Genomic DNA, 18,480 nt, shown 5'->3' with positions numbered 1-18,480 from the left:
AAATGAAAGAGGCATTTTCATGTAAATCTCCCACATTTCGATTTTATTTTCTGAAAAGTAATAGTTTTCAAATATATTGCTCATCATATTAATTACACTGTAGCTAAAATCTCAAAGTTTTTACCCAATTCAGTAGTGTAATTAATTTTCAATATTTATTTTTAAAATGCGTTTTGGAATAGTATTAAATTCTCCTTCTCCTCTAGGAAATAATGGTAAGTAGTTTCTTTGTTCACGAGAATATTCGTAAAATGATTATATGCTATATTCGATTAACCTCATTGAAGTTTGCATAATTATTGATATCATTGATTATACAGACAAAACCCACCGAATTTACAATTAAGCAAAAGGTGGGTTAAAAAACTTAATTTGTTTTAGCAAATTCTCTTCGCAATTAATTATTTAGATATTGTCAATTCCAAAGTCTGTTTAAAATCATCCACAGAATTAACTGTTACAGCCAATTTCAACATTTCATCTAAAATAGATAAATTAGAAATCTGAGATAGAGATACTATAATCTCTAAAGAAACCTCACCAAATCGAGTTTGCAAAACAGTTTTGATGTAATCACGAGCATTTTGTAATGCACCAATTTCCTTACCAATCTCTTTACCGCGTTCTATTGCCATTTCTTCTGTAGGACTGATAAAAGGCATTTTTCTTTCCTCCTCTAAACTGTTAAGTTGATTTAGTAACTTTTGCTGTAATTGCCCAGGTAAAGTCATCATTTTGTCAATGATTTTAAAGAGTTTAACAATTTGTTCTTTTGTTAAGCCTCTATCATAAAGTCCGCGAATTAATGTCCATTTCCATTGCTCCCGTTCTGATAAATTACCAGTGGTTGCTTTAGTTTTCAAATGTGCCATTACTATGATAGCAAATGGATTATCACTAGCTTCTAATTCCTGCCAGCGAGATTCATAGTCCAGTAGTTTAGCAATGGGAAATTTCAGACTAACTTCACACCCTCCAAGGGAATAACCATAAGCACTAGGTCGCCAATTATGCCTTTCATCACCTAGAACGGCGAGACTAATTACAGGTTTGTGATATAAATCAAAGGAACGGTAATTATAAATATACATCCGTTCACCAAAATATACTTCATATTGACTTTGAATTTCAACATGAATTAATATCCAAACTTCTCGTTTATCCAGTAACCAAACTTGATAAAGTTGGTCAGCAATACGTTTTTCTGTTTCTGATGAAGCCGTAATCTCCTGTAGTTCTTTATCAAGGGACTGAGGCGTTTGTGTCCAATCAATTAATTGATGGACTTCGGGAAAAAAGAAGGTTAAGAAGCTTTCAAAATACTCCGTTAATGCTTCTTTCCAAGATTCATCATAATTAGCAGTTACTTCTTTCATAAGTAGGTTGGCGTTAAAAATTGTCGTTATGACAAGGGAACAGGGAACTCTTAACTGGGAACAGGTTTTGGGCAACTTTACTTTTCGTTACTTATGTCGGTTTTTTTCCGTTCACTTTCATAACAAAGATTCCTGATAGCTAAATTACTCTAATTTCTGTATTTCCTTAGAGGATGTTTTAATTCTACACCTTTTGAATAAACTTCTTACCTAATAAACCTTGGGGTCTAACTAATAACATCATAAACAAGATGCCAAAAGCAACAGCATCTTTATAACCAGAATATTCTCCGGGAACTAATGCTTCAATTATCCCGATAACTAAACCTCCCAAAACTGCACCGGGAATACTTCCTAAACCTCCTAAAACAATTACAGCTAAACCCCGTAAACCAAAACCAATTCCAAAATAAGGACCGGCTATGCTGACACTAGAAGCGACTAAAGTTCCTGCTAAACCTGCTAAGAAACTGCTGATAAAAAATGTGATAATGATGAATTTATCGGTATTAATTCCTAACAAACTGGCAGTTATTTGATCTTCAGCGATCGCTTGCATAGCTTTACCATATTTAGTATAATTAACAAAATAGGTAATCATGGAAACAACTATCAAGGAAACAACAAAAATTATTAGTTGTACAGTGCGAATAGGAATTGGATGTTGGGCGCTACCAAAATTAATTGCTGCTGGTAAATTCCCAAACGTATCCGCTGGAAAAGTGTAACTTTCTGCACCTAATAAATATTGAATTAAGTTAACAATTACCACGGCTACACCCAAGCTAGAAACCACTGTTAATAATGGGTCAGAACCTTTACGCCGCAATGGTTTAAAGGCAAGACGTTCCATGATGACTCCGATTAATCCAGCCAAGATACTACCTAAAATCAAAGCAATTGTAAAAGGCAATTTTACGGGTAAAGCTGCATTAGCTAACAAACCACTAAAGCCAAAATTCCCGCCCATGAGTGCATAAGTAAAATAAGCACCTAAAGTAAAAATTGCCCCATGGGCTAAATTAATAATGCCTAAAATCGAATAAACTAGGGTATATCCTAAAGCAAAAATAGCGTAAACGCTGCCAATAGATAACCCATTTAACAACTGTTGTAAAATTACTGTGAAATCCATTTCCGACTATTTAATAAATGTGAATTTGCCACTATTGCCATCTTTATCCATTTTGATTTGGGCTACATATAAATCTTTTTGTACTACTTCACCGATAGGTGTGAAAGATATTTCCCCTAAAGGTGTATCATACTTTCCTGCTAATATCTGTTTATTCAGTGAAGTTCTTAATTGTGGTAATGGCAATTTATTAATCTTACTCTGATTATCTAAAGCTTTGAGTGCTTCTACATAAACTTGTAGAGCGGTAAAAGCTTGGGCGCTAAATTGGGGTGGTTCTTTCTTGTATTGATCTAAATAACTTTGCCGAAATTTTTGGTTAATATTATTAGCATGATCTGGACTGTAGGCTTGAGCAATAATTACACCATCGCAAAGTGCTTTACATACTGTCAATATATTAGATGAGTTTAAACCATTGCCACCAATAATTAAACCTTTATAACCGAGTTCTCGCAACTGTCTTACTAAGTTACCACCATCAGCAGCCAAACCAGAAATAATCACTAAATCTGGTTTTAAATTCATAGCATTAGTAATTTGACTTTGAAAATCAGTATCAGTAGTTTGAAATTTTTGGACTGTAACTATTTCTAGTTTTGCGTCTTTAACTGTTTTTTGAAATATTTCTGTTTCTGATTTATTAAATGCGTCATTTTGGGCATAAAAAACAGCCACTTTTTTAATATTGGGGTTTTGTTTGAGTGCTGCTTTGACTGCATTGGGAGCAACTTTAGCAATAGGTACAGATACACGAGCAATATAATCACCTAATTCGGGAATACCTTTAGCCGTATTTGATGCTGCAATTACTGGAACTTTAGCACGTTCTGCAACCGGGTCAGCACTAAAAGCTTGTTGGGATAAAGTTGGACCAATAATACCCACCACTTTATCTTTGTTGATTAATGTTTGAAAGGCGTTGATTGCCCCTGGTTCATCTCCACTAGTATCTTGCACTACTAATTTAATGGGTGTACCATTAACCCCACCTTGATCATTAAAATACTTTTCGGCTATTTTTACACCTGCTATACCCTCTTGACCTAGTAAGGCCACGTTGCTAGTCTGGGCAAAGGCGATGCCAATGGGGATAGCACTAGATGTAGGGGTGGAGGTATTAGTTGCAGTGTTAGTCCCGGTATTACCGCCGCCGCAAGCTGTTAGTAAAATAGTGCAGGTAGCTAAGAATGTGGTTGTTAGTCCAGGAGTTTTGTTCATGATTCAACTATAGTTATAGTTTTGGGATCATATTTATTTAACCACACAAGGACTGATAATTAGTTGCTAATTAGTTAGTGTAGTAGGTCTGATTTTTGAACATATCAGTATCTTGTGGTGCGGGCATCCTGCCCGCTATAATTATACCAATTAAAATTATACTTAAATGCAGTATATTTGAGGTAGGGTGTGTTAGCTGTCTGTGGTGCGGGCATCCTGCCCGCTATAAATTAGCACAAGAAAATTATACTTAAATGCAGTATATTTGAGGTAGGGTGTGTTAGCTGTCTGTGGTGCGGGCATCCTGCCCGCTATAAATTAGCACAAGAAAATTGGTAAATTTACGGTGTTGCATAATGGCGGTAGAAATTATGCAACGACCTCAGAAAAATTAAGAGGATGTTTTTCTAGTATTGGGCGAATATAGCCTCACTCTAAACAATGGATACTTTATACAAGCATTCTGACTCCTCAATTCTTAACTTTGGTACTAATCTAGAAAACCCATCAAAATTTCGGAATCATCAAAAGTATTTGGGGCTATTGGGCGATTTCCGAATATAGAATAGTTTTGAGCAATTACCAAAGCGCTGGAAGCAATGGGACGAATACCAGACAAATTAATACTATCAACCACTTGGAATGTGTTTGCACCTATGGGACGAATTCCCATGGAGTTGTAGGTATCAACTACCTGTAAAGTCCCTGTGGTAATGGGACGCATTCCAGCTACTATCATTGTTCCTTGAGAACTTTGTTCAGTATTACCACTGTTTTCTTGAGTATTTTCTGTCATTGTTATTTCTCCTTTGTATCTGATGGCACTTATTTAAACTCAATCTTTGTTTGTTAAGTGAATTTTACAATAGATAAGGAAAGAAGTATTTTTTTCCCATATATTAAAAGTCTAACCTTAAATCAGCATATATCACAGATTGCACTTGAGATTGATATATTTTGATCAGATAGAATATACTCATGATAGCGAAGCCTGGAACCGGAATCGCTAAACCTGCCAATACCTAGTTAGGGTTTTGATTAAAGTTTGTAACTATTGACAGAGGTGTAATCTACAATGACTTGGGAATTTTGGATTGATAGGGGTGGTACGTTTACTGATATTGTCGCCAAAAGCCCAGATGGTAAGTTACAAATTCATAAGCTATTATCCGAAAATCCCGAACGGTACACCGATGCCGCCATAGAGGGAATTAGGCAAATTTTAGGCATTTCTGCTCACGCGGCTATTCCTAGTCAAGAAATCGCAGTTGTTAAAATGGGAACAACAGTAGCCACAAATGCCCTCCTGGAAAAAAAGGGAGATAGAACTGTTTTAATTATCACCAAGGGGTTTGCAGACGCTTTAAGAATTGGGTATCAAAACCGTCCTGACATTTTTGCTCGGCAAATTATTTTACCAGAAATGTTGTATGAGCAGGTGATTGAAGTAGAAGAACGTTACAATGCTCAAGGTGAAGTATTAATTAACTTAAATTTAGATAGTGTTCACCGACAACTACAAACAGCTTACAATAACGGCATTCGTTCCTGTGCAATTGTTTTTATGCACGGTTATCGCTACACTAACCATGAAAAACAAGTTGCTAACCTCGCCAAAAACATCGGCTTTACTCAAGTTTCAGTATCTCATGAAGTTACCCCGTTAATGAAGTTAGTTAGTCGGGGTGATACAACGGTAGTAGATGCTTATTTATCCCCGATTTTACGAAGATATGTCAATCAAGTAGCCAGTCAGTTGGGAAAAAATGTCACCCTCCAGTTTATGCAATCTCACGGAGGCTTAACTGACGCGGAAACATTTCAAGGTAAAGATAGTATCTTATCAGGTCCTGCGGGGGGAATTGTCGGGGCGGTGCAAACTAGCATCATAGCAGGATTTAATAAAATTATCAGTTTTGATATGGGTGGTACATCTACGGATGTTGCCCATTACAATGGTGAATATGAACGCACATTAGAGGCGGAAGTGGCTGGGGTGAGATTCCGCACACCAATGATGGCTATTCATACAGTTGCAGCGGGTGGTGGCTCAATTTTACATTTCGATGGTTCTCGCTATCGCGTCGGACCAGAATCCGCTGGTGCAAATCCTGGACCGGCTTCCTACTCTAAAGGTGGACCGCTGACAGTCACAGATTGTAATGTCATGGTGGGTAAGTTGCAACCGGCTTTTTTTCCCCAGGTATTTGGTAGAGAAGCAAATTTACCATTAGATGTAGAGATTGTCAAGGGTAAATTTGCGGAATTAAGAGCAGAAATTGGTGATCATCGCCCAGCGGAGGAAGTAGCCACAGGTTTTCTGACCATAGCTGTTGATAAAATGGCCAATGCAATTAAGAAAATCTCGCTCCAACGTGGTTATGATATATCCGAATATACTTTATGCTGTTTTGGTGGTGCCGGTGGACAACACGCTTGTTTAATTGCTGACGCTTTAGGGATGAAACAGGTATTGATTCATCCCTATTCTGGGGTTTTATCTGCTTATGGGATGGGTTTAGCAGATGTTAGAGTCTTAAAAGACAAAGCTATTGAAGCGGTTTTAGAATTAAAATTGTTGTCAGATTTAAGAGCAGTATTCGCAGAATTAGCAGCAGCGGGAAAAAAAGAATTAAACCGCCAAAATCCTGGTAATGTAGAGATTTTACTGTATAAAAAGCTGCATTTAAGATATGAAGGAACAGACGCGCCTTTAGTGGTAGATTTCGCTGATTTACAAGCAATAGAGGATCAATTTGCAGAATTACACCGTCAGCGTTATGGCTTTATTGTCGCGGAAAAGCGGTTAATTGTGGAGGCGGTAACGGTAGAATTAGTATTACATCATCATCGCCAAACTGTCACCGTAATTTCTCGAATAAATGATAATTTACCTGTTGCAGAGACAACCGTACAAATGTTTACGGCTGGAAAATGGTGGAATACTCCAGTTTATCGTCGGGAGAATTTACAACCGGGGGACTGTATTTTAGGTCCTGCAATTATTGTAGAAGCGACAGGTACAAATATTATTGAACCTAACTGGAAAGCGGAATTAACTAATATTCAGAATTTGATATTAAAGCATAATGGAAATGCTCGATCTTTAACCAAAAATCCAAAATCGAAAATCCAAAATCGCCAAGACGCGGTTATGTTGGAAATTTTTAATAATTTGTTTCGAGCGATCGCTGAACAAATGGGTATAACATTACAAAATACCAGTTCCTCTGTCAATATTAAAGAAAGACTTGATTTTTCCTGTGCAATTTTCGATCATCATGGACAATTGGTAGCAAATGCGCCGCATATTCCTGTCCATTTAGGTTCTATGAGTGAAAGTGTTCAAGCTTTGATTTCCACTCATGAAAATAATATTAAACCGGGTGATGTTTTTGCTGCTAATAATCCCTACAATGGGGGAACACACCTTCCAGATATTACAGTTATTACCCCTGTATTTCTCAATGCTAATTTTCCCATTTTTTATGTTGCTTCCCGGGGACATCATGCAGATATTGGTGGAATAACTCCTGGTTCTATGCCACCTTATAGTACAAATATAGCAGAAGAAGGAATTTTATTAGATAATTTTCAACTAGTTAATTCTGGGATTTTCTGTGAACAAGAATTAATTAATTTACTCAGTAGTGAACCGTACCCAGCTAGGAATATTTCTCAAAATATCGCCGATTTAAAAGCGCAAATTGCAGCGAATCAAATCGGTGTTCAAGAACTTCTAAAAATGGTAGCACACTATAGTTTAGAAACAGTCCAAGCTTATATGGGTTTTGTCCAAGACAATGGGGAGGAATCTGTTCGTCGTGTTATTGAAGTTTTAAAAGACGGTAGTTTTAGTTATGCTTTAGATGATGGAAGTATGATTAAAGTAGAAATTACCATTGATAAAAACTCCAGAAATGCCAAAATAGACTTTACTGGTACTTCACCACAATTAAATAATAACTTTAATGCACCTTCAGCAGTATGTAAAGCAGCAGTTTTATATGTTTTTCGCACCTTAGTAAATGACGATATTCCTTTAAATGCAGGATGTATGAAACCCTTAGAAGTTATTATTCCTCAAGGTTGTATGTTAAACCCCTCTTATCCGGCTGCGGTAGTTGGGGGAAACGTGGAAACTTCCCAAGCAATTACTGATACTTTATATGGGGCTTTAGGTGTGTTAGCAGCTTCCCAAGGAACGATGAATAATTTCACTTTTGGAAATGAGAAATATCAATATTATGAAACTATCTGCGGTGGTTCTGGTGCGGGTGCAAATTTTGATGGAACAGACGCAGTTCATACTCACATGACTAATTCTAGATTAACAGATCCCGAAGTTTTAGAATGGCGTTTTCCTGTGATTTTAGAAAGTTTTGCAATTCGTCAACATAGTGGTGGTCAAGGTCAATATCACGGTGGAAATGGTGTAATTCGGCGGTTACAATTTTTAGAAAATATGACAGCAGGAATTTTAGCAAATCATCGCATTATTCCCCCATTTGGTTTATGTGGTGGAGAAGCAGGTATAGTAGGTAAAAATTATGTAGAAAGAAATAATGGAACTGTGGAGAAATTAGCAAGCAAAGCCGTGGTAGAAATGAATCCTGGAGATATATTTGTGATTGAAACTCCTGGTGGTGGAGGCTACAGCCAGTTGTGATGAGGTGAATTTTCATTGATAACGTAGTAGAATAGGTGACAGATAAGTTGTACGGAAGAGAGGACGGGAAATTGGAAGAACTCAGGACAGTATTAGAATTAGCCACCGAAGAAGAATTACAGGACTTGACAGCAATTCTGTTTAGTCGCAAATTTAACCCCTTAGATTATGTTCACACCCCCGAACCCATTACAGTACAAAGCCAAGACCGTCAAGCTTGGTTAAATGCTATTGAGGACCGTTTTCGTTTTTTAGCGGCCGACGGGATCACAGTATTACGGAGGAAAACTAGTAAAGTAACTTACAGACAAGCCCTGATTCAAGTCTGTAAATATCTGAAAATTCACTATGATCAAAATTTAACAACAGTTGATTTAGAAGCAGAAGTATTTTTACATCTGTTAGGAAAGGTTTGGAAACAACTACCAAAAACAGAAAAGCAGCAACTAACTATTAATTTGCAACGTCAGTTAGTAGAATCGAACTTAAAACAACCATTACCATTATCATTGCAACATGATCCTTTAGGATTAATATTTAAAGGTGGTAGCGCCTTGGCTGTAACTTCTGTAATTCAACCCTTTGTACTACAAACTATCGCCCGTGAATTTGCTGTTCATTTTGCTACCTATCAAGTAGCTAAAGAAGCAGCAATTACAGGTACAGGACTAGCGACTAAACAGTTTCAAAATCATGTAGCTTTACAAATGTCTCGACGGGGGATGACCATGAGTGCAGCCCGTTATAGTGCGGTTCGTAGTGTATTTGCTTTTGTCGGTCCAATGATGTGGGCTTGGTTTTTTGCTGATTTAGGTTGGAAAGCGATCGCTACAAACTATGGCAGAATTATTCCTACAGTGTTTACCCTCGCCCAAATTCGTCTTACCCGTACAGAATGCTGGGAAATAGCTTAAAAAAAACCTTTTATCATCCGAATTTCCGCTTACAAACCCCTTGGAATTGGCTGCAATTTGGACTAATATCTTTCCCCCTGAGTCCATTTTTAGGGGGTATTTCCATAGCTGTAGCTTCATTACTAACTTGGCGCAAACAATACCATATCATTCGCCAGTATCCAATTCACCAGGGATTTGCTATTTTGAGTATTTTACTACTCATTAGCACCGGATTTGCTCCTCACAAACTAGATGCTTTTTTAGGTTTATTTAACTTATTACCCTTCTTTTTCTTTTTTGCAGGACTAACCTCCCTCATACAAACACCTACCCAATTAAGACAAATATCCTGGATAATAGTATTTGGTTCTGTACCTATTTTAATCATAGGATTTGGGCAATTATTTCTGAATTGGAACTTTAAATTTCAGGTTTTATGGATTGTTTTTGATTGGATAGTTGCACCGGGAGGATTACCACAAGGACGCATGGCTTCTAACTTTATGCACGCTAATACTTTAGCCGCATATTTAGTAACTATTTTCATTTTAGGTTTAGGTTTATGGCTAGAAAACTATCAGAAACTCAAACAAAAAAATCCCCTGATTATCTTTTTAACAATTACAGTATTTGCTAACCTTATCGCCTTGATTTTAACTAATTCTCGCAATGGCTGGTTCATAGCTATTTTTACCTGTTTAGCTTATGCTTTATATCAAGGTTGGCGATTAATTGTTGGTGCTGTTGTCAGTATTACCAGTTGTTTTTTATTAGCAGCTTTTGCACCTTCACCCATGGCAGAATTTTTCCGTAAATTCGTTCCCTATGGAATTTGGGCGCGGTTAAATGATGATATGTTTCCTGATAGACCGATAGCATTAATGAGAAAAACCCAATGGGAATTTGCCTTAAATTTAACCCAAAAACACCCCTTAACTGGTTCAGGTTTACGCAGTTTTAATGAACTGTATAAAACCCAAATGCAAATTGATATAAATCATCCCCATAACCTCTTTTTAATGTTATCAGCGGAAACAGGTCTAATTACCACCTTATTATTTTGTGGGTTACTAATTTGGATATTAATTACAGCTAGTCAACTTTTATGGAACTCCCAAACCATAGAACCAAAAAATCGCCTCATCTTTTTTAGTTATTTAATTACATTTATCAGCTGGATATTATTTAATACCGTTGATATCACCATCTTTGATATTCGGTTAAATACCCTGGCTTGGATATTTCTAGCTGCATTGTGTGGAGTTATGTACCAATATCAATCACATCATAAGTAGGTTGGCGTTAAAAATTGTCGTTATGACAAGGGAACAGGTTACAGGGAACAGGGAACAGGTTACAGGGAACAGGGAACAGGGAACAGGTTACAGGTGACAGGTGACAGGTTATAGGTGACAGGTTATAGGTTACAGGTTACAGGGAACAGGTTACAGGTTACAGGGAACAGGTTACAGGGAACAGGTTACAGAAAACAGGGAACAGGGAACAGGTTACAGGTTACAGGTTACAGGTTACAGGTTACAGGTTACAGGTTACAGGTTACAGGTTACAGGTTTTAGGCCACTTTACTTTTCGTTACTTATGTTGGGTTTTTTCCGTTAACCTACTTAAATTCAGAGATAATTAAAACTGACAACAGCATTCATCTATTTCATCTATTTAATTACACCACACCCTGATTACCTTCTTCCTTCGCGCCTAGAAGGAAACAATTTCCTATAAACCGTGGTTCATTGACCTGAAAATCACTGTAATTAGTAAAATAAGAAAGTTCGTAATTAAAACCCTATGCCTAGTACAGATAATTTTTTACAATACACCCAATGGTCAGGTATTGCTACAATAGTATTTGCAGTTTTGACAATTTTAGCCTTTATACTCAAATGGGGCTTTCGCTTTCGATTAGTGGGTGCAACTGGCTTTATGCTGGTACTGACAGGGGGGTTATTTTCATTGTCCCTTGTTCCCTTGAGTCGTACAGTTATTCCCGGCGCTGTTAAATACACTCTAGTTTATGATAACGGTTCTAACCAAACGGTAATTTCCACCTTCCCGGAAATCACTCCCACAGAATTAGAAGCCACCTTACGTCAAGCAGCTAGTAACCTGTATTCCTATGGTCGCTTAGGTAGTGGCGGAAATAAGCAATTAACAGTCCGCGCCCGCACCATTATCCACCCAGAAATCGGGTTGTCTGTACCCCTATACCTGGGTGAAGTCAACCGCACTCTAGTCAGTCGTGAAGACCCGGAAATGACAATCAAAATTTATTTAGACAAGTTTGCTTCACTACCAAAACCCGCTGGGTCAAGATTAGACATTTCGTAAAAAAAGAATTAAAAAAAGAATATAGAGACGTTTCGGTAAACGTCTCTAGAAGCTATAGCATTTTTTAGCTTTCAGCAGTCCGCTATATTGGGAAATAAATATTTTCCTATATTCTCTATTTGCACATTTTTTTTGCTATATACAATACAATAAAGATTATTTTTTTAAAATCTGATTAAGAAATATCAATATTTTTGGCAAAATAAAGATCATGCCTAATCAAAATCCTACCGAAACTTTGTCTACTCAAGCTGCTAGTTCATTTTTCAGCCTTTCTATTTCCCCAGGGAAAGTAATTCGCGGCGCTGGTATATTATCAACCGTTGCGGCTCAAGTCGCTAATTTGGGAACTCGTCCGTTAATTGTAGCCGGAAATCATACTCTTAATCTGAGCAAAGAGCATTTAAAACCTCTTTTCCAATCTCAACAATTACATTCTATCTTGGCTTCCTATGGCGCTGATTGTTGTGAAACTAGTCTGAAAGCTTTACGCAAAGCCGCCAAGGAACATAAGGCTGATATCATTATCGGTATTGGTGGTGGTAAAGCCTTAGATACCGCTAAATTAGTCGCTCACCAGTTAACATTACCAGTGATCACAATTCCCACTTCTGCGGCTACCTGCGCGGCCTGGACTGCCCTTTCTAATGTATATTCAACAACGGGGGCGTTTTTGTATGACGTGGCTTTATCTCGCTGTCCAGAGTTGCTAATTTTGGATTATAATTTGATCCAGACTGCACCGCAACGGACCTTAGTAGCAGGTATTGGAGATGCGATCGCTAAATGGTACGAAGCATCGGTTAGCAGTGGACATTTGCAACAAACTTTAATTATTGCTGCGGTTCAACAAGCGCGAGTTTTACGAGATATATTACTACAAAAGTCTGCTGCTGCGTTACAGTCCCCAGGTACGGAAATTTGGCAAGAAGTTGTAGACGCAACCGTACTCCTAGCCGGGGTAATTGGGGGGCTAGGAGGGGCGCAATGTCGCACAGTCGCTGCCCATGCGGTTCATAATGGCTTAACCCATATTTCAGGACATAATAGCATTCACGGGGAGAAGGTCGCTTATGGTATTCTGGTACAACTGCGGTTAGAAGAAATGATCCAGGGAAATCAATTAGCAGCTTCAGCAAGACAACAACTGTTGAAGTTTTACGCAGAGATTGGACTACCCCAAAAATTAGCAGATTTGGGATTAGGTAATATCACTCTGGGTGAGTTACAAACAGCAGCAGAAATTAGTTTAGAACCTAATTCTGATATCCACCGTTTACCGTTTAAAGTAGCGTTGGAACAATTAATGGCCGCAATGGTTTCTACCACTGCACCAAATCAATTAAAAATTAAAAATGGGTAATAGGTAATAGGTAATGGGTAATAGGTAATGGGTAATTGGTAAAATTTTCATCTATTCCCTGTCACCTGTCACCTGTCACCTATCACCTGTCACCTGTTCCCTATTTCGAGGTTGAAAGAATGAATTTAAGTTGGATTACTCCCGCAGAACGGATACAAAAGTTACCTCCTTATGTTTTTGCTCGTTTAGATGAATTAAAAGCGAAAGCTAGAGAACAAGGACTGGATTTAATTGATTTGGGTATGGGAAATCCCGATGGTCCTACACCTCAACCTGTAATAGAAGCTGCCATGACGGCCTTGCAAAATCCCGCTAATCATGGTTATCCTCCATTTGAAGGGACTGCAAGTTTCCGTAAAGCTATTACTCAATGGTATCATCGTCGCTATGGAGTGGTACTTAATCCTGATAGTGAGGCTTTACCCTTACTCGGTTCTAAGGAAGGTTTGGGACATTTAGCGATCGCCTACATTAATCCTGGTGATACTGTATTAGTACCTTCACCATCTTACCCTGTACATTTCCGTGGTCCGATTATTGCTGGGGGAGTCATTCACAATTTAATTCTTAAAGAAGAAAATAACTGGTTAATTGATTTAGCGGCCATTCCTGACGAAGTAGCCAGAAAAGCCAAAATTCTCTATTTTAATTATCCTAGTAATCCTACCGCAGCCACCGCCCCCCGCGAATTTTTTGCAGAAATTGTCGCTTTTGCGCGGAAGTATGAAATCCTTTTAGTCCATGATTTATGTTATGCAGAATTAGCTTTTGATGGTTATCAACCTACTAGTTTATTAGAAATTCCGGGTGCTAAGGATATAGGGGTAGAATTTCACACCTTATCTAAAACCTATAATATGGCAGGTTGGCGCGTTGGGTTTGTCGTCGGAAATCGTCACGTGATCCAAGGTTTGCGGACACTCAAAACCAACTTAGATTATGGCATTTTTTCCGCTTTACAAACAGCAGCAGAAACCGCTTTACAACTTCCTGATTCTTATTTACATGAAGTGCAGCAACGTTACCGCACTCGTCGAGATTTTTTAATTGATGGTTTGGGTAAATTGGGGTGGAATATTCCTAAAACCGAAGCAACTATGTATTTGTGGATAAAATGTCCTGGGGGAATGAATTCTACAGATTTTGCTTTGAATGTTTTACAGCAAACAGGGGTAGTAGTCACTCCGGGAAATGCTTTTGGTGTGGGTGGTGAAGGCTATGTGAGAATTAGTTTAATTGCAGATTGCGATCGCTTGGGTGAAGCTTTACAAAGATTCAAGGAAGCGGGTATTTGCTATCAATCGCAAGTTTCTGTTTCTGCGTAATAATTAAGGTGAATACACAATCTCAAAAGCATTAAGATTATGACAATTCTGGAAAAAGTAGTAACTACGATGCAGCAGTTACCTATAGATCAACAGCAGCAAGTTCTCCGTTTTGTTGAGTTTCTAGTATTTGAATTGGGTAATCACCAACTTAATCAAGATTCTGAAAACTCAAATCTCAAAAAGCCTGAAACTTCTCCTCATGATCTATTGAGAAAATGGGAAGGAGTTATTGAAGGTGGGGTAGACGATCTTTCTTTTAATAAGAAATACATGAAAGAATATGGGCAGAAATGAATCAGCAGATAATTCTTGATACTGGTGTTTTGGTTGCTTATTTGAGGAAATCTGATCGCTTTCATCAATGGGCTGTAACTCAATGGAGACAGGTTGATTTACCTGTATTCACCTGTGATGCTGTGATTTCAGAAGCTTGTTTTCTGTTTCGTGATTTACCTCATATTCAACAGGGAATTATTGAATTGATTGAGGGTAATGTAATCACGATCTCTTTTGATTTGCAAGGAGAAGCAAGTAATATCAGACATTTAATGAATCGTTATGAATCTGTACCAATGTCCTTTGCTGATGCTTGTTTGGTGAGAATGTCTGAACAAATACCTAATAGTGCAATTATGACTTTAGATAGCGATTTTAATATTTATCGTAAAAACCGTAATGAGGAGATTTCTGTAATTCAGCCATAATCGCTTGGGTGAAGCTTTACAAAGATTCAAGGAAGCGGGTATTTGCTATCAATCGCAAGTTTCTGTTTCTGCGTAATAATTAAGGTGATATGGGATAAGGGGAAATCATCAATTACCAATCACCTGAAATCTGTTTAAATTTATGATATTGATGACGTTCCTGATTAATGATATCAAAAATTTCATCAATTTCTGGATCATCTTTCCATAAACCAATAACAGTTTCTAACTCTGGCCATTTGGGTTGTTTAATTATTAAGTTATCTGGTATTTCTATAGAAATTTTTACTCCATCAGGTAGAAGAATTTTGTCTAATATTTGATCTAATAATTCTATAGTGTTACCTTTGATAATTCCTTGTATTTTCATGATTTATTCCTTCATTAAATATCTAAGTTATGATTCATTGTCACCTACAATTTCCGCTTTTTGATCCATACACCCAACATAGCTAGAAAAGTACATACTATAGTAGCGATAATGCTGAATACTTGTACTGTTGTTTCTAAAGAGCGATCGCTTTTAGCTTGTTCTATTTCCACTATACCACGAATCGAGTTTATAGCCTGGTCTAATAACTTTCTCCTGACGGTTTACTCCGTTTTAAACAAAAGTCTACTATTTCTGGAGTATCAATAAGAGACTTAGAAGTGTTACCAGCGCGAATGTAGAGTTCTAATTTTTTATCTTTACCTTTCATTAAGACGATTTTATCTGACTTTCTGACATCAACTGCACAAACTATTTTACTATCTATTGTCTCAAATCGAATTGTAACTAATGACATAAAATTAGCACTAATGTACGTACAAATCAGGTGTACAATTGTCTGCTCAAATTGATCTAAAGAACCTTTAGAAAGAATAGCTAAATCTTGCTCTAAACCAAAAATATTACCATCATCTTCAACTCCAATAATTAAAGTTCCTCCTTCAGAATTAAGAAAAGCAGCAATAGTTTTCAGGACACTAAATCTCAAATCCTCATTTTTACGATTTTGTTTAACATCCCATTGCAAAGTGCTTTTATATTCTAATTTTGGACTTTCTGGTAATTTTATCAGGTGAGAAATTGGTTGTAAATTACCTATTTTTCTAATAGTAGTTAAAAACCGTCTTAATTTTCGTTCCTCAAGTAATTTGTTGAGGGTATCTTCATTATCTGCTGTTTCAATCACAGTTTTATTAATGACTGCAATATATTTACCCCAATAGTCTTTTTCTAAAATTTCCAGATTTTCAGTTATCCATTGTTCATTGTGGACATTACCCCAACGATTAAAATAGGTAATAGCTTCTTGAATAGAATAATGGACAGCATCAAAAACATTACCCTCCATATTTTTAGAAATATAGTCCCATGCTCCTAATTTAAACGCATTCCGGCAATCTACCACAGTGTCGTTAGCAGTGAGGATAATCACTACTGATGAAAGATTACGTGCTTTTACCTCTTCCACAATCGCAAATCCACTGTTATCTTGCTCCATTCGCATATCAGAAATTATGACATCAAAAGGATTACATAACTTTTCTGTTGCTTCAACTACACTAGAAGCAGTCTCAATATGACGATAACCAAAATCATTTAACCACTCTACAAGTTCACGGAGGTAACGAGGAGTATCTTCTACTAATAGCAAATGAATATTTTCTGTTTGCATAATTTTATAGGTTTCAGAGATTTAAAAACGACATAAAGCAAATTATACCATATTCCTAGTATAACCTGATAGTGTGACTGATATCAAATTTCACGAAATTAACTATTTTCGCTTTTTGTATAAGGAATATAGATTTTAAATTTAGCTCCTTTCCATCCAGTTTCTTGGATGTATCCGTTCATCTGTGTTAATGTTTTGCGAATAATAAATAATCCTAAACCGCTACCATGACCTTCACTAGCGGTAGTTTTTAAAGGTTGAAATATCCAATCTTTTTTATCTGGGGGAACTCCTTGACCATTATCATTAAACTCAATTAATAAATATTTTTGCTCACCTGGAATATTAGCACCACGAACTCCCGGAGGATTGATAATATCCTCTGTAGATATGGAGATGTTTAAATCTAGTTTTTTAGCATTGTGTTTGAGAGAATTTTCTACTAACTCATTTAAAATACTTTTGATCTTTTCTTCATCACCATTAAACTCTGAATCACCATTGTTAATATCCAGAGTAATAGAAGCATTATCAATATGAGGATTAGCTTCCCATTTTTCAAAGAGTTTTTTGATTTTAAAGTGATGATTTTTAATTTTAATCCCTTCATTAATAGCTTTGAGATCATTAAGAGCAATTTGAGTAAATTCTAGTTGTGTTAATAATTTCTCAAATTGCTTGTAGTGAGGATTATCAACAGCAATTTTTCTCATAGCACGTCTAGTTTTAGACTCAATAATTGCTAACTGATTATTAACAAAATCAGAAATATCATGAGCAGTTTTGGAAATAATTGCTAGAATTTGCTCATATTCATCATTAGCAATAGTGGAAATTTGGGATTTTTCTAATCCTCGACGACGGTTAACTTCTTCAAGTACATCCTCAATATCATTAATAATACCTGTAAGTAAGGGATCTTCTGTTTGAGAAAAACGCAAAATCCGGTAAGCAATCCCTTTGAGAATGCTAATTTCATTAGCAATTTTATGATAAATCGCTCGATTTAGTATTTCGGTGTCATTCACACCACTTTGGTAATCAGATTTAACCATTTTAAAATATTCTTCTTCACTTAAATTCAGCGTCAACATCTCCAGTGCTTGAGAATAGCGTGGTGATTCCTCAGCAATTTGTTGTAACATCTTAACAGCAATTTCATTATAAGGATTATGAGCGAAGATACTTCTGGCACTAGATAATAATGATTTTTCTATATCATCTGAGTTAGCAATTGCTAAGTTAAAATATTTATTTCCCTGTTCTTGCAATTTAAGACCATAGTAAAGTCTTCCTAAATTGATATGAATAACATTTACATAATATTGCGGTAGGCTATCAAAATCTATTGCTTCAAGTTGAGATATGGCATCTCTGTATTTACATAACTCCTCTAGACATTTAGCGTATATAAAAGATATATAATTATCAGACTTTATTTGTAAATATCGCTCAAAAATCTCACAAGCTTTTTCATAATTTCCAGATTTTGCTAATGCTTCTCCATACCTAGTTAATGTTATTAAATCATTAGGCTTGATTTGTAAAGAATGTTCAAGAATCTTACAAGCTTTCTCATAATTTCCAAATTCTGCTAATGCTTTTCCATAGCTAGTTAATGCTATGATATTATCGGGATTAATTTGTAAAGAACTTTCAAAAATCTCACAAGCTTTCTCATAATTTCCAGATTCTGCTAATGCTTTTCCATAGCTAGTTAATGCTATGATATTATCGGGATTAATTTGTAAAGAACTTTCAAAAATCTCACAAGCTTT

General features: G+C 36.6%; 16 protein-coding genes. 8 read left to right on the top strand and 8 right to left on the bottom strand.

Features of this window, described 5'->3' with window-relative positions:
• Positions 1-401: 401 nt before the first annotated feature.
• From H6F62_RS06120 to H6F62_RS06105, 4 genes are all read right to left on the bottom strand, one after another.
• Positions 402-1,376: a hypothetical protein gene (locus H6F62_RS06120; RefSeq protein WP_137907701.1), complete on the bottom strand. Its 975-nt coding sequence runs from the start codon at positions 1,374-1,376 to the stop codon at positions 402-404.
• Between the two features lie 184 nt (positions 1,377-1,560).
• A complete protein-coding gene (locus H6F62_RS06115; RefSeq protein WP_190371585.1) occupies positions 1,561-2,511 on the bottom strand; it encodes a branched-chain amino acid ABC transporter permease in 951 nt (316 codons plus the stop codon).
• Positions 2,512-2,517: 6 nt separating this feature from the next.
• Positions 2,518-3,732 (bottom strand): ABC transporter substrate-binding protein, encoded by a 1,215-nt coding sequence (locus H6F62_RS06110; RefSeq protein ID WP_137907703.1) that lies wholly within the window; start codon positions 3,730-3,732, stop codon positions 2,518-2,520.
• Positions 3,733-4,222: 490 nt separating this feature from the next.
• The gene (locus H6F62_RS06105; RefSeq protein WP_028083898.1) at positions 4,223-4,528 is read right to left on the bottom strand and encodes a hypothetical protein; all 306 of its coding nucleotides are present in this window, start codon (positions 4,526-4,528) and stop codon (positions 4,223-4,225) included.
• Positions 4,529-4,807: 279 nt separating this feature from the next.
• Here H6F62_RS06105 and H6F62_RS06100 point away from each other — a divergent pair, with 279 nt between their 5' ends.
• The 8 genes from H6F62_RS06100 to H6F62_RS06065 all read left to right on the top strand — a co-directional run bounded on the left by H6F62_RS06100 (position 4,808) and on the right by H6F62_RS06065 (position 15,038).
• Complete coding sequence (locus H6F62_RS06100) at positions 4,808-8,401, top strand: hydantoinase B/oxoprolinase family protein (protein WP_190371584.1); 3,594 nt, start codon at positions 4,808-4,810, stop codon at positions 8,399-8,401.
• Positions 8,402-8,472: 71 nt separating this feature from the next.
• Positions 8,473-9,315, top strand: a complete 843-nt coding sequence (locus H6F62_RS06095) for a YaaW family protein (RefSeq protein ID WP_028083897.1) — start codon at positions 8,473-8,475, stop codon at positions 9,313-9,315.
• Positions 9,297-10,592 (top strand): O-antigen ligase family protein, encoded by a 1,296-nt coding sequence (locus H6F62_RS06090; RefSeq protein ID WP_190371583.1) that lies wholly within the window; start codon positions 9,297-9,299, stop codon positions 10,590-10,592. Before H6F62_RS06095 ends, H6F62_RS06090 begins: the two co-directional genes overlap by 19 nt.
• A gap of 511 nt (positions 10,593-11,103) precedes the next feature.
• Positions 11,104-11,643 (top strand): Ycf51 family protein, encoded by a 540-nt coding sequence (locus H6F62_RS06085; protein ID WP_190371582.1) that lies wholly within the window; start codon positions 11,104-11,106, stop codon positions 11,641-11,643.
• A gap of 211 nt (positions 11,644-11,854) precedes the next feature.
• The gene (locus tag H6F62_RS06080; RefSeq protein WP_190371581.1) at positions 11,855-13,006 is read left to right on the top strand and encodes an iron-containing alcohol dehydrogenase family protein; all 1,152 of its coding nucleotides are present in this window, start codon (positions 11,855-11,857) and stop codon (positions 13,004-13,006) included.
• Positions 13,007-13,125: 119 nt separating this feature from the next.
• On the top strand, positions 13,126-14,331 hold the full coding sequence (locus tag H6F62_RS06075) for an aspartate aminotransferase (protein WP_137907709.1): 1,206 nt from the start codon (positions 13,126-13,128) through the stop codon (positions 14,329-14,331).
• A gap of 39 nt (positions 14,332-14,370) precedes the next feature.
• Complete coding sequence (locus tag H6F62_RS06070) at positions 14,371-14,628, top strand: hypothetical protein (RefSeq protein ID WP_190371580.1); 258 nt, start codon at positions 14,371-14,373, stop codon at positions 14,626-14,628.
• The gene (locus tag H6F62_RS06065; protein WP_137907710.1) at positions 14,625-15,038 is read left to right on the top strand and encodes a PIN domain-containing protein; all 414 of its coding nucleotides are present in this window, start codon (positions 14,625-14,627) and stop codon (positions 15,036-15,038) included. Before H6F62_RS06070 ends, H6F62_RS06065 begins: the two co-directional genes overlap by 4 nt.
• A gap of 112 nt (positions 15,039-15,150) precedes the next feature.
• On the opposite strand, the gene H6F62_RS06060 is transcribed toward H6F62_RS06065, so the two are convergent.
• The 4 genes from H6F62_RS06060 to H6F62_RS06050 all read right to left on the bottom strand — a co-directional run.
• Positions 15,151-15,408 (bottom strand): hypothetical protein, encoded by a 258-nt coding sequence (locus tag H6F62_RS06060; protein WP_137907711.1) that lies wholly within the window; start codon positions 15,406-15,408, stop codon positions 15,151-15,153.
• Between the two features lie 44 nt (positions 15,409-15,452).
• Positions 15,453-15,581: a hypothetical protein gene (locus H6F62_RS21165; protein ID WP_255501571.1), complete on the bottom strand. Its 129-nt coding sequence runs from the start codon at positions 15,579-15,581 to the stop codon at positions 15,453-15,455.
• Between the two features lie 29 nt (positions 15,582-15,610).
• Entirely contained in the window at positions 15,611-16,702 is a 1,092-nt protein-coding gene (locus H6F62_RS06055) for an RNA-binding domain-containing protein (RefSeq protein ID WP_190371579.1), read from the bottom strand.
• 98 nt (positions 16,703-16,800) lie between these two features.
• Positions 16,801-18,480, bottom strand: a 1,680-nt coding sequence (locus tag H6F62_RS06050; protein WP_190371578.1) for a tetratricopeptide repeat protein, incomplete at its 5' end; no start/stop codon positions are given.

Origin of the sequence: Anabaena sp. FACHB-1391, from assembly GCF_014696755.1 — a bacterium.
GTDB lineage: Bacteria > Cyanobacteriota > Cyanobacteriia > Cyanobacteriales > Nostocaceae > Dolichospermum > Dolichospermum planctonicum.
Note: the sequence above shows the minus strand (reverse complement) of the source record. Positions and strands in the feature narration are given on the sequence as shown.